Consider the following 12,221-nt stretch of genomic DNA (forward strand, 5'->3'; position numbering starts at 1 on the left):
CGGCTCAAGCCCCGCCAGCAGAGTGCCGCACCACCGCGTCGTAGACCGCTTTGAGGTTGTTCAGCTGCGGCAGCTCCGACTGCGGAATCTCGATCTTGAACTTTTTGTCGATCCGGGCCAGGATCTCGATGGCGCGCAGCGAGTCGGCCTCGTAGTCCGCCACGAAGTCGCCGGTTTCGGTGAGCTCCTCGGGCTCGAGCTCCAGCACCTCCGCCACGATGTCGCGAAGTTCGGCCATACGGGGGTCGGTCTGCGTCATGACAGGTCAGCCTTTCCAGCGGAGGGATGACGGAGCCGGGAACTCCCCGCACCGGGATGGCTCCCGAGCTGTGGGGGCACCGGTGGCCCCGGGGTGGCGGTCGCGGCGCCGGTCAGGGCCGGCGCCGCGAGCGCCGTTCGCGAACGTCGGGCGGCCATGAGAGTGCCAACGTGCGCGACGCATCGGTCACCGACGTACGTCTCGCCGGTGGCGAAGGCGGTGTCGGCGATCACCCGTTCGAGGCGGACGGTGTGCCGGAGCACATCGCCCGGAAATACGGTGCCGTCGAAACGCACGTCCCGCGCGCCGACGAACATCAGCACCGAGTCGTCGTCGACCGGCGAGCCGGCGTCGGCGAGCCAGAGCAGTGCCGCCGTCTGCCCGAGCGACTCCACCATGAGCGAGGCGGGATAGGCGTAGTCGCCGGGCGGGGCGGCGTCGGTCAGATCGCGGTAGCAGGGCTCGTTCCCGGTGACCGCCTTGACCGCCTCGATGCGGGTACCCGGAGTCATGCTGAGCACCCGGTCGACCAGCAGCAGGGGGTAGCGCTGCGGTAGCAGCGCACGGATCTGGTGGTGGTCAAGCATCGCTGCCTCCGAAGCGGGCTCGGATGGTCACCGCCGTGATCTCGTCGGCACGGCACCCCGAGGCCCGGACCGACCAGCCGTCCGGCCCCTCGGCGGTCGCGACGACGTGGAGGGTCAACCGGTCCGGCGGCAGCAGCGGGGCGAGAAACCGCACCGCGTCGACGGAGACCAGCCGCAGGCGGGGCTGCCCGGGAGCCCGCAGCGCCACGTCCACGGCCTGCGCCAGCGCCTCGATGACGAACACCCCGGGGAACACCGGGAAGCCGGGGAAGTGCCCACACAGGTTCGGGTCATCAGCGCGGATCGGCACACCCACCACCACGTCGACCTGCGGTCCGTCGGCACCGACCTGGAGGTCGTCGAAAGCGGCCAACGGTGCGGCCCCCGGTGGGCAGGGTCGGGTCGTGGTCGGGGCACTCACAGTGTGATCCCCCCGTCGACCTGGAAGACCTGACCGGTGATGTAACCGGCGCGATCCGAGCAAAGGAAGGCGACGAGCTCCGCGACCTCCTCCGGGCGGCCGAAGCGACTCAGCGGAATCTGGCTGAGCGCCTGGTCACGCAGTTTCCCCGCCAGAGCGTCGGTCATGTCCGTCTCGATGAAGCCGGGGGCTACCACGTTGACCCGGACGCCGTACCCGGCAACCTCCTTGGCCAGCGAACGACTCAGGCCGACAATGCCGGCCTTGCTGGCCGCGTACGCGGTCTGTCCGGCGTTGCCGTAGACACCAGCCACCGAGGACATGTTGACCACCGCCCCGGCGCGGCGCTTCATGAAGCGGAACGTCATCGCCCGGCAGAGGTTCCAGGTGCCGGTCAGGTTGGTCGACAGCACCGCCTGCCAGTCCTGTTCGGTGGCCAACACCAACGGGCTGTCCCGGGTGATCCCGGCGTTGTTCACCAGGCAGTTGATCGGGCCGACTCGTTCCTCGGCGGCGCCGACGAACTCGTCGACCGCGGCCGGGTCGGCCACGTCACACGCGGCGGTGTACACCGGCACCCCGAACGCCGCCACCTCCGCCTGGGTCTTGGCCGCCGCCTCGCTGTCGCTGCTGTAGCAACCGGCGACCGCGTAGCCCTGCGCAGCGAGGCGCAGGGCGATCGCCCGGCCGATGCCACGCGAGACGCCGGTCACCAGAGCTCGGAGCTGAGTGGACATGCCCAACCTCCCCTGTCGGGACGTCTGCCGGACGTACCCGACACGACGTGCGGCATGACGGGTGTGTTGTATTTACCCCCGGATCAACATACTGAACCATCGGCACACCCGTCAGCAAGCGGTGTCGTATGTTTGCTTTGGTGTCCGGTGTCGGGCGCGACGAGTTCGGCGAGTACCTGCGCGGTGTCCGCGCCGGGCTCGGGTGCCCCACGGCGGACCCGGGTCGGGGTACGGGAGAACTTCGCCGCCGGCCCCACGATCGGAGCGGTACTGCCGTCACACAGCGAGGTGGGCTGCAACATCGCCCGCTCGGCCAAGTACGGGTCGGCAGCCACCTCAGCGACGGTACGTACCCGCGAGGCCGTCAGACCCCGCCGCACCAGGGCGGCGACCACCTCGTCGGCGGGCCGGGTGGCGCACCACCGGGCGAGGACCGCGTCCACCTCGACCCGGTTGGCCAACCGGTCGGCGGCCCGGGCGAAACCCTCCGCCCGGGCCAACTCCGGCCGACCCATCGCCTCGGCCAGTTCCCGCCAGTGCCGGTCCAACGCGACAGCCAGGTAGACCTGCCCGTCAACGCAGGGGTAGACGTTCGCCGGCACCACGAAGTCGGTCTGGTTGCCCCAGCGCTGCGGCGGCCGGCCCGCCGCGGCAAGGGTGTGCAGGCCCGCGCTCCCGGCGACCATGGTGTCGAACATCGCCACGTCGACGTGTTGTCCCTCACCGGTCCGCTGCCGGTGCCACAGTGCCGCGAGCGCGCCGAGCGCACCGTGTAGACCGGCCAGTTCGTCGGCGAGGAACGTCGGCGCGCGCACCGGGCCCCCCTCTGGGCTGCCGTTGAGCGCCATCCAGCCGGAGGCCGCCTGGATGACCGGGTCGTACGCGGCCTCCGCCCGGCGGGACCCGAACTGCCCCCATCCGGAGATCGAGACGAGGACCAGGTCGGGCCGGACCGCCCGGCACTGTGCCCAGCCCACCCCCCAGCCATCCAGCGTCCCGGGCTTGTAGTTCTCCACCACCACGTCGGCGGTGGCGACCAGCCGCAGGAAGCTCTCCCGCCCCTCGGTCCGGCGTAGGTCGAGCCCGACGCTGCGCTTGTTGCGGTTGACCGTCTGCCGAAACCAGGACAGACCCGTGCCCGGGATCCGAGGTGGTACCTCCCCGTCACGGCCGTGCGGTAGCTCGACCCGGACGACATCGGCACCGAGGTCGGCCAGAACGGCACCGGCCAGTGGTCCCGACCACACCTTGGTCACGTCGAGCACCCGGACCCCGTCCAGGGGCCCGACCAGGTCGGCGCGGGCGTCCCGGTAGAAGTCGGCGGCATCTCGATAGAGTTCGGCGGCCATCAGGCTCACATCCGTTGCAGGATCGAGGCGGTGCCGAGCGCGCCGCCGCAGCACATCGTCACCAAGGCCAGCTCCCGGTCGGTGCGTTCGAGTTCGTGCAGGGCGCTGACCAGCAGCCGGGTCCCGGAGGCGCCCAGAGGGTGGCCGAGGGCGATCGCGCCACCGTTGACGTTGACCCTTTCGGCGTCGGTGCCGTTCGCCGCCATCCAGGCGAGTACGACGGCGGCGAAGGCCTCGTTGACCTCGACAACGTCGAGGTCAACGAGGCCCAGCCCGGACCGGTCGAGGATCTTGCGCGTCGCCACGACCGGTCCCTCCAGCAACAGGTACGGGTCGGACCCGGTGACCACCTGGTGCCGCAGCCGTGCCTGGGGGCGCAGCCCGAGCGCCGCGGCACGCTCCGCCGACATCCACAGGATCGCCGCCGCGCCGTCGGAGACCTGTGACGTCGTACCGGCGGTGTGCACCCCGCCGTCGACCGTCGGGCGCAGCCCGGCCAAGCCCTCCGGCGTCGTGTCCCGCAGCCCCTGGTCCCGGGTCACCGCCCGGAGGCCGCCCTCGCCGTCGGGGGCGTGGACCGCGACGATCTCCTGGTCGAAGTACCCCTGCGCCCAGGCCCGCGCCGCACGGCGTTGGGACAGCACGCCGTAGGCGTCGGCGGCGGCACGGTCCACGCCGTACTTCGCGGCGATCCGCTCCGCCCCGCCGAACTGCGCCCTGGGCGGGTCGTCCCACGGGTAGTCGTCGGTCTTGTAGTGGCCGGGCCCCTGGTAGAGATTGGTCCCTACCGGCACCCGGGACATCGACTCCACCCCGCAGGCGATGCCCACGTCGATGACGCCGGCAGTGATCAACGCGGCAACCAGGTGGTTGGCCTGTTGCGCCGACCCGCAGGAGGTGTCGACCGTGGAGCAGGCCACCTGTGGGTCGAGGCCAGTGCTCAACCAGGCGTTACGGGTGATGTTCAGGCTCTGCTCACCCACCTGGGTGACGCAGCCACCGATGATCTGATCCACCTCGGACGGCGGCAGCCCGGCCCGGTCGAGCACCTCGCGCTGCACGGTACGGAGCAGCTCCACCGCCTTGAGCCCGCTGAGCCAACCGTTGCGTCGACCGATCGGGGTTCGCGCCGCGGCGACGATGACCGCCTCTGACATGGGATCACTTCTCCCGCAGCGACAGGGCGAGCTTGGGACAACCGCGGACCGCCGTTTCCACCAGCGGAAGTTGCTCCTCGGCCGGCCGCTCGACCAGCACGTACATCAGGTCGTCGTCCCGGATCTCGAACACCTCGGGGGCCTGGTCGGCGCAGACCCCGTGGCTGTCGCACCGGTCATAGTCCACGACTATCCGCATCATGTGTCTCCCACCGCTTGTGTTGCGTTGACCTAGGGGCACGACCACGATAGATGAAGTATGTGGATTTTCCGACGCTAGAAGCAACAAACACTTGTGCGGACAGAGACACGTCGCATAGCGTCGGCCAGGTCCGCCCCGGCGGACGCTCCCCCCGCCTGGCACTCTGGAGGCTGACCCATGCTGACCGGATGCGTCCCCTGGCCCGATGAGTTCGCGCAGCGCTACCGGCGCGACGGCATCTGGCGCGGCGAGGTACTGGGAGACCTGCTCCGCCCCGAGGCGGCCGACGACCCTGACCGGATCGCCGTGGTCACCCGCCACGGTCGGCACAGCTACGCCGAACTCGACCGGCGCGCCGACCGGCTGGCGGCCGGACTGGTCGGACTGGGTATCCGGGCCGACGACCGGGTCGTCGTCCAGCTGCCGAACACGCCGGACTTCGTCGTGACGTGTGTGGCGCTTTTTCGGATCGGTGCCCTGCCGGTGCTCGCGCTGCCCGCCCACCGCCGCTCCGAGCTGGTCTACCTCGCCGAGTACTCCGGTGCCGTCGCCCTGGTGGTGCCGGACCTGCTGGCGGGCACCGACCACCGCACGTTGGCCCGCGCCGTGCGGGCGGCGGTGCCGAGCGTCGCACACCTCCTCGTCGCCGGCGAGGCGCAGGAGCTGACCCCGCTGGCCGGCATTGACGCCAGCCCGCTGGACCTGCCCACCCCCGACCCGTCCGCGGTGGCGTTCTTCCTGCTCTCCGGCGGCACCACCGGCCTGCCCAAGTTGATCCCGCGGACCCACGACGACTACACCTTCCAGCTACGGGCCACTGCCGAAGCGATGAGGTTCGACGAGAACGGCGCCTACCTGGCTGCCCTGCCGGTGGCGCACAACGCGGCGCTGGGCTGCCCCGGGGTGCTGGGAGCGCTGCGCGCGGGTGGGCGCGCCGTACTCGCCGCCAGCCCGGCCCCGGACGAGGTTTTCCCACTCGTCTCAACCGAGTCGGTCACCCTGACCACGCTGATGCCGGCGCTGCTGCCGGTCTGGATGGAAACCGCCGGGATCTTCGGCGTCGACCTGTCCCAGCTGGTCATCGAGGTCGGCGGCGCCACGCTCAGTCCCGACGTGGCCCGTCAGGTCCGCCCCACCACCGGCGCGACCCTGACCCACTGGTTCGGCATGGCCGAGGGTGTCCTCTCCTTCACCCGCCCGGACGACGACGACGAGGTCACCGCGACCACTCAGGGCACCCCGCTCAGCCCCGCCGACGAGCTGCGGGTCGTCGACGACACCGACCAGGACGTCGCTGCCGGCGAAGTCGGCGAGCTCCTGGCCCGCGGCCCGTGCACGCTGCGCGGCTACTACGCGGTGCCCGAACACAACCGAACGGTGTTCACCCCCGACGGCTTCCTCCGCACCGGCGACCTGGTCCGCCGCGACGCCGAGGGACGGCTGGTGGTGGTCGGCCGAATCAAGGACGTGATCAACCGCGGCGGGGAGAAAGTCTCCGTCGACGAGGTCGAGGCGCACCTGCTGGCCCATCCGGCGGTCCGGTCGGCGGCCGTCGTACCGGTGCCGGACTCCCGCCTGGGTGAGAAGACGTGCGCCGTGGTCGTCGCCCAGGACGACCCGCCCAGCCTGGCCGAGGTACGCGCCTTCCTGAGCGACAGAGGACTGGCCGAGTTCAAACTGCCGGACCGGTTGCACCTGACGGCGGCCTTGCCGTACACGCCGGTAGGCAAGATCGACCGTCGGGCGTTAGCCCGCGACCACGCCGGTACGGCATGACCCGCCCGCCACTGACCACACCGGCCACCGACGAACAGCAGGTGCTCTGGCTCGACCGGCTCCCCGTCGAGCAGCGCCTTCCCCGCCCACCACTGGACGGTGACACCACCGCCGACGTCGCCGTCGTCGGCGCCGGCTACACCGGTCTGTGGACCGCGTACTACCTGACCACCTTCCGCCCCGAGCTGTCCGTGGTCGTGATCGACGCCGGTCGGGCCGGCTTCGGCGCCTCCGGCCGCAACGGTGGCTGGTGCACCGCGGAGATGCCGGCGCTGCTGACGAGTCTGGTCCGTCGACACGGACCGATGGCCGCGGTGCGGCTGTACCGGGCCGGCCAGCGCTCCCTCGACGAGATCCACCGGGTGCTCACCGACGAGGGGATCGACGCGCACTGGCGGCACGACGGCTCGCTGTACGTGGCCCGTAGTGCCCCGCAGGTCGACCGGCTGCGGGGCTGGCACGAGATGCGGCAGAAGCTGGGCATCGGCGGACTAGTCCTGACGGAGGGACCGGAGGCTACCGAGCGGACGGGGCTGGCCGGCGTCCGGGCGACCGCCTTCACCCCGCACTGCGTCACCGTGCAGCCGGCCCGGATCGCACGCGGGCTGCTCGCGGCGGTCGAGCGCCGGGGGGTACGGGTTGCCGAACACACCCGGGCCCTGGCGATCCGACCTGGCCAGGTCACGACCGACTCCGGCACCATCCGGGCCCGGTCGGTGCTCTGCGCCACCGAGGGCTACACCGGGCGGCTGGCCGGACACGAGCGCCGGGTCCTGCCGCTGCACTCGTACGTGCTGGCGACCGAACCGCTGGACGCCGCGACCTGGCAGCAGCTGGGCTGGACCGACTACCGGACCGTCGCGGAGGCCCGCTACCAGTTCGGCTATCTACAACGCACCCAGGACGACCGGCTGGTGCTCGGCGGCCGGGGAGCCTACTACCGGTTCGGGTCCGGCATCACCCGCGGTGACGCGGGCCGCCGGAAGGCCCACGACCGGCTCCGCCGTACCCTGGCCGAGCTGCTCCCGGAGATAGCCGACGTACCGGTGTCGCACCACTGGAGCGGCGTCTACGGCCTGCACCGGCACACGGAGCCGGAGGTGGTCTTCGACCGGGGCACCGGGCTGGGCCACGCCGGCGGTTACGGTGGCGAGGGCATCGCCCTGAGTAACCTCGCCGCCCGCTCCCTCGCCGCGCTGGTCGCCGGAATCAACCGACCGGAGACCCGGCTGTGCTGGGTGGACAACACCTCACGCCGGTGGGAACCGGAACCGCTGCGGTACCTCGGGGTGCGGGGCGTCAGCGCCGCGGCGACCGGAGCTGACCGTTACGAGCATCGCACCGACCGGGCCGCTCCGCTGGCCCGACTGGCCCTACGCGCCATCGTGTGATCCCACCCCGACAGCGAACAGGAGGCTGGCGTGGACGACCGGCAGCGGATGCGCAAGGTCTGGGAGTACATCTTCCAGCAGGCGGTCACCGACGACTCTGACTTCTTCATCGACCTCGACGGCGACTCGATGGCCGCCGCTGCCCTCGTGCACCACGTCGCGGAGGAGTTCGGCGTCTCGCTGCCGCTGTTCGAGGTCTTCGACCGCCCCACGCCCGCGGAGTTGCTCGCCGCGGTGCGGGACCAGCTCGCCGTCGGCTGAGGCCGCGCGGCGCCCCCGCCCGGTGACCCCACACCCGTCCGTCCGAGGAGCACGATGGACCAGCTCACCGCCGTCCGCGACAGCTTCGGCCTCAGCGATCTGCAACAGGCGTACCTCATCGGCGAGCTGGGTGACTTCCAGCTCGGTGGCCCGGCGCTGTTCTACGAGGAGTACGCCTGCCCGCCGTTCGACACTGACACGTTCACGGCGGCGGTACGGACCCTGGTCCGCCGGCACCCGATGCTGCGATGCGCGGTGGACGACGCCGGCCGGGTACGGATCCTGGACGACCCACCGTCGCCGGTGACGGTGCGCTCGCTGCACGGCGAGGCGCCGCAGCGGTGCGCGCAGCTGCTGGCCGAGAGCCGGCACCAGCTGTGGTCCGCCGGCCCGCCACTGTCCGGCCCGGCCGCCTTCACTCTGGTGGTGTGGGAGCTCGACGGCGAGTTCCGGGTGCAGATGGCCGGCCGGTTGATGGTCTTCGACGGCCAGTCCGGCGAGGTCTTCGCCCAGGAGCTGCGGACCCTGCTGGCCGGCGGTACGCTGCCGCCGCTGGAGTTCACCTACGCCGAGTACCGCCGGCAGCTCCAGGAGCGCCACGACAGCCCGGAGTACGCGCGGGCCCGGAGTTACTGGCTGGACCGGATCGACGACCTGCCCGACGCTCCCGAGCTGCCGCTGCGCCGCGGCGGGCGGCACGAGGGCCCGCTGGTGCGGCGCACCTTCGCCCTGACGACCGAGCGGACCGCGGCGTTCAACACGGCGCTACGGCGACGCCGGCTGACCCCGACGATGGCGGTGGCCGCCGCCTTCGCCCGGGTGCTACGGCACTGGAGCCGACACGAGCGCTTCACCGTCAACGTGATGTACGGCGAGCGGCAGGAGCTGCACCGGGATGTGTCCCACCTGATCGGCAGCTTCGCCAGCACTCTGTTGCTGGAGTGCTCTCCCGCCTCCGACCAGGCGGACTTCACGGCGGACGCGACGACGCTGCGCGGCCGGATGGCGCGGGACTTCGCCCACGGCGCGTTCGGCGGAGTGGCGGTGATCCGCGAGCTGAACCGGCGCTCCGGCACGGTCAACGGCGCGCGGATGCCGGTGGTGTTCACCAGCATGCTCGGCATCGGCTCGGACACCGACCCGGTCTTTCTGGAGCTGCTCGGCTGGCGGCGGCTGGAGTCCCTGGTACGGACCCCGCAGGTCGCCTTCGACCACCAGGTCTACATGCGGGCCGGCGAGCTGGTGTTCAGCTGGGACACCGCCGACGGTCTCTACCCACCGGGGCTGGTCGACGACATGTTCGCCGCGTACCGACGACTGCTGGTCGCGTTGGCCACCGATGACTCTGCGTGGGGCGAGACCCGTGGTGCCGGGCTGACCCCGGACGGACAGCTCGCCGTGCGGGCTCGGGTCAACGACACCGCCGCCGAGGTCGCCCCGCACACCCTGCACGGGATGTTCCTGGCCCAGGCGCGGCGTGAGCCGGATGCCACCGCCGTCGTCACCGGAAGCGGTCACACCACGTACGGTCAGCTGCGGGCCCACGCCGGCGCCGTCGCGGCCGCGCTGCGCGCTGCCGGGCACGGCCGGGGTGACCTGGTGGCGGTGGTCGCGGAGCGAGGCGTCGACCAGATCGCCGCCCAGCTCGGCGTGCTGATGGCCGGCGCGGCGTACGTGCCGGTCTCTCCTGGTTGGCCGCCGCCCAGACGCGCACAGGTCCTGACGGGGGCGACGGTCCGCGCGGTGCTGTCGGCCACCGACGACGGCCTGGCCGGCGCTCCCGACGACGCCACGCGGCTGCGCCTGGACGAACTGCCGGCCGGCGATCTAACGGACGCCGAGGCGGCGGACGACTCGGAGGCGTTGGCGTACGTCATCTTCACCTCCGGCACCACCGGCCGACCCAAGGGCGTGATGATCCGGCACCAGAGCGCCGTCAACACCATCCTGGACGTCAACGACCGATTTGGTGTCACCGCCGCCGACCGGGTCCTGGCGGTCTCCGAGTTCACCTTCGACCTGTCGGTCTACGACGTGTTCGGTCTACTCGCCGTCGGCGGGGCGGTGGTCGTGCCGGACGCCGACCAGGCCCGGGAGGTCGTCCACCTCCACGAATTGGTTGGCCGGGCGCAGGTGACCGTGTGGAACTCCGTACCCGCCTATCTGGCGATGTTCGTCGACTTCGTCCGGTCGGTGCCGGGCCGCGCACGGCCTTCAGACCTGCGGTTGGCGATGGTCAGCGGGGACTGGGTGCCGCTACCGTTGGGCCGGGATCTCGCCGAGATCGCCCCCGCCGCGCGATGCGTCGCGTTGGGCGGTGCCACCGAGGCGTCGATCTGGTCCAACTGGTACGACGTGCCGACCCGGCCGCCGAGGGACTGGGCCAGTGTGCCGTACGGCTGGCCAATGCGGAACCAGTGCTTCCACGTTCTGGATCGGCGGCTGGCCGACCGCCCCGACTGGGTGCCCGGCGAGCTGTACATCGCCGGTCGGGGCTTGGCCGACGGCTATCTGGACGCCCCGGAGTTGACTGCCGCGTCGTTCGTCGACCATCCGGTTACCGGCGATCGGCTCTACCGCACTGGCGACCTCGGTCGGTACTGGCCGGACGGGGTGATCGAGTTCCTCGGCCGAGACGACCCGCAGGTAAAGATCAATGGCTTCCGGGTGGAACTGGGTGAGATCGAGGCCGCCCTGGTCGACCAGCCCGGCGTCGACGACGCGGTGGTGGTCGCCCGCCGGGACGAACGCGGCGCGTCGCTGGTGGCCTTCGTCGTCTGCCCCGAGGCCGTCCCCGGCTTTGCCGACACGCTGCGCGACGGGCTCGGGGCGACGCTGCCCGGCTACCTGGTTCCGCCGGCCATCGAGATCCGCGAGACGTTTCCGCTGACCACCAACGGCAAGGTCAACCGGGCCGCGCTGACCGCCGCCGCCGCGGATCTCACCCCGGCCGCCGGAGAGTTCCAGGCCGCCCGCACGCCCACCGAGCACCAGCTGGTCGCCCTCTGGTCCAGCCTGCTCGACCAGCCCAGCATCGGCGTGGACGATGGATTCTTCGCCCTGGGTGGTAGTTCCTTGCAGGCCGCGCAGCTGATGAACCGGGTGGAACGGGAGTTCGGCGCCCGGCTGCCGCTGGCCGCCCTGTACCAGCACAGCACGGTGGCCGAGCTCGGCCGGCTGCTCGACGCCGGACGCCCGGCTTCGAACGTCGTCCAGGAACTCGCGCCGGGCGACGGTCCGCCGGTGGTGCTGATTCATCCGGTCGGCGGTGACCTGCTCTGCTACCGGGGGTTGGTGGATCTGTTGCGCGCCGACTGGTCCCTGCTCGGTGTCGCCGCACCGGCGCTGGTCAGCGGCTCCCTGGCACCGCCGACCCTGACCGAGCTGGCCCGGCAGCACCTCGCGGACCTGCTGCCGGTGCTGTCGGCAGAGGGCCCCGTGCGGTTGGTCGGCTGGTCCCTCGGAGCCGTACTCGCGTACGAGATGGGACGGCTGCTCACCGAGGACGGTCGGGACTGCGTGGCAGTCCTCATTGATCCGTGGGTGGGGCCGGCCGCGGCCGGCGAACCCACGGCCGCCGAGTTGGTCCGGGCGTTTCTCACCGACGTCACCCATGGGGAGGTCACCCGGGACGTGTCGGTGGATCCGCGGGTGAGCGCCGAGGAGGCACTGCGCCAGGTCTGGCGCACGACGGTGGCCCCGCGGGCGGAGCTGGCCTCGCTCGACCTCGACACGGCCGTACGGCTGTTTGGCGTCTTCGCCGCGCACACCCGGGCCCTGGTGCGCTACGACGTGCCGGACGTCCCGGGGCTCACCCTGCACCTACTGGAAGCCGACGATGTGTTGGGCGGCGCTGCCGGCGGCTATCTGGTGCCTCTGCGGGACCGCCTGCCCGAGCGCCGGTGGGCCAGCCGTCACGGCGTTCCGGGAGACCACTTCGCGGTGACCGATCCCGCCGGGGTGGGGGCGGTCGCCGCCGCCGTCGCCGGGGCGCTGGCCGGCCACTGACCGACAGCCGCTCCGGCCGCGACCCGTCGTGCGGCGGTCCGGACACGCCGCGGTCCGGACACGCCGCGGGCGC

At 71.8% G+C, this 12,221-nt stretch carries 11 protein-coding genes; 4 read left to right on the plus strand and 7 right to left on the minus strand.

The window, feature by feature from the left end:
• Positions 1–4: 4 nt before the first annotated feature.
• The 7 genes from STROP_RS14035 to STROP_RS14065 form a co-directional block, all read right to left on the minus strand.
• Positions 5–259, minus strand: a complete 255-nt coding sequence (locus STROP_RS14035) for an acyl carrier protein (RefSeq protein ID WP_012014018.1) — start codon at positions 257–259, stop codon at positions 5–7.
• On the minus strand, positions 256–846 hold the full coding sequence (locus STROP_RS14040) for a 3-hydroxyacyl-ACP dehydratase FabZ family protein (RefSeq protein WP_012014019.1): 591 nt from the start codon (positions 844–846) through the stop codon (positions 256–258). The genes STROP_RS14035 and STROP_RS14040 overlap by 4 nt, the downstream gene beginning before the upstream one ends.
• Positions 839–1,267, minus strand: a complete 429-nt coding sequence (locus STROP_RS14045) for a 3-hydroxyacyl-ACP dehydratase FabZ family protein (protein WP_012014020.1) — start codon at positions 1,265–1,267, stop codon at positions 839–841. Before STROP_RS14045 ends, STROP_RS14040 begins: the two co-directional genes overlap by 8 nt.
• Entirely contained in the window at positions 1,264–2,004 is a 741-nt protein-coding gene (fabG, locus tag STROP_RS14050; protein WP_012014021.1) for a 3-oxoacyl-[acyl-carrier-protein] reductase, read from the minus strand. Before fabG ends, STROP_RS14045 begins: the two co-directional genes overlap by 4 nt.
• 83 nt (positions 2,005–2,087) lie before the next feature.
• A complete protein-coding gene (locus STROP_RS14055; protein WP_012014022.1) occupies positions 2,088–3,353 on the minus strand; it encodes a CaiB/BaiF CoA transferase family protein in 1,266 nt (421 codons plus the stop codon).
• A gap of 5 nt (positions 3,354–3,358) precedes the next feature.
• Positions 3,359–4,510: a steroid 3-ketoacyl-CoA thiolase gene (locus tag STROP_RS14060; RefSeq protein ID WP_012014023.1), complete on the minus strand. Its 1,152-nt coding sequence runs from the start codon at positions 4,508–4,510 to the stop codon at positions 3,359–3,361.
• A 4-nt stretch (positions 4,511–4,514) separates the two neighbouring features.
• On the minus strand, positions 4,515–4,709 hold the full coding sequence (locus STROP_RS14065) for a ferredoxin (RefSeq protein ID WP_026275460.1): 195 nt from the start codon (positions 4,707–4,709) through the stop codon (positions 4,515–4,517).
• 180 nt (positions 4,710–4,889) lie between these two features.
• Here STROP_RS14065 and STROP_RS14070 point away from each other — a divergent pair, with 180 nt between their 5' ends.
• Genes STROP_RS14070 through STROP_RS14085 form a run of 4 tightly spaced genes read left to right on the plus strand, consistent with a single transcriptional unit; the run spans position 4,890 to position 12,148 of the window.
• Positions 4,890–6,488, plus strand: coding sequence for a (2,3-dihydroxybenzoyl)adenylate synthase (locus tag STROP_RS14070; RefSeq protein ID WP_012014025.1), 1,599 nt, complete (start codon positions 4,890–4,892; stop codon positions 6,486–6,488).
• Positions 6,485–7,879, plus strand: coding sequence for an NAD(P)/FAD-dependent oxidoreductase (locus tag STROP_RS14075; RefSeq protein ID WP_012014026.1), 1,395 nt, complete (start codon positions 6,485–6,487; stop codon positions 7,877–7,879). The genes STROP_RS14070 and STROP_RS14075 overlap by 4 nt, the downstream gene beginning before the upstream one ends.
• A 30-nt stretch (positions 7,880–7,909) precedes the next feature.
• The gene (locus STROP_RS14080) at positions 7,910–8,140 is read left to right on the plus strand and encodes an acyl carrier protein (RefSeq protein WP_012014027.1); all 231 of its coding nucleotides are present in this window, start codon (positions 7,910–7,912) and stop codon (positions 8,138–8,140) included.
• Between the two features lie 54 nt (positions 8,141–8,194).
• Entirely contained in the window at positions 8,195–12,148 is a 3,954-nt protein-coding gene (locus tag STROP_RS14085; RefSeq protein WP_012014028.1) for a non-ribosomal peptide synthetase, read from the plus strand.
• Positions 12,149–12,221 lie beyond the last annotated feature (73 nt).

Origin of the sequence: Salinispora tropica CNB-440 (assembly GCF_000016425.1) — a bacterium.
GTDB lineage: Bacteria > Actinomycetota > Actinomycetes > Mycobacteriales > Micromonosporaceae > Micromonospora > Micromonospora tropica.

What these genes read in the sequence shown, in the direction of transcription:
- STROP_RS14060 (WP_012014023.1), bottom strand. Translation starts at nt 4,510, where the DNA reads ATGTCAGAGGCGGTCATCGTCGCCGCGGCGCGAACCCCGATCGGTCGA.
- STROP_RS14040 (WP_012014019.1), bottom strand. Translation starts at nt 846, where the DNA reads ATGCTTGACCACCACCAGATCCGTGCGCTGCTACCGCAGCGCTACCCC.
- STROP_RS14035 (WP_012014018.1), bottom strand. Translation starts at nt 259, where the DNA reads ATGACGCAGACCGACCCCCGTATGGCCGAACTTCGCGACATCGTGGCG.
- STROP_RS14055 (WP_012014022.1), bottom strand. Translation starts at nt 3,353, where the DNA reads ATGGCCGCCGAACTCTATCGAGATGCCGCCGACTTCTACCGGGACGCC.
- STROP_RS14075 (WP_012014026.1), top strand. Translation starts at nt 6,485, where the DNA reads ATGACCCGCCCGCCACTGACCACACCGGCCACCGACGAACAGCAGGTG.
- STROP_RS14070 (WP_012014025.1), top strand. Translation starts at nt 4,890, where the DNA reads ATGCTGACCGGATGCGTCCCCTGGCCCGATGAGTTCGCGCAGCGCTAC.
- STROP_RS14065 (WP_026275460.1), bottom strand. Translation starts at nt 4,709, where the DNA reads ATGCGGATAGTCGTGGACTATGACCGGTGCGACAGCCACGGGGTCTGC.
- fabG (WP_012014021.1), bottom strand. Translation starts at nt 2,004, where the DNA reads ATGTCCACTCAGCTCCGAGCTCTGGTGACCGGCGTCTCGCGTGGCATC.
- STROP_RS14085 (WP_012014028.1), top strand. Translation starts at nt 8,195, where the DNA reads ATGGACCAGCTCACCGCCGTCCGCGACAGCTTCGGCCTCAGCGATCTG.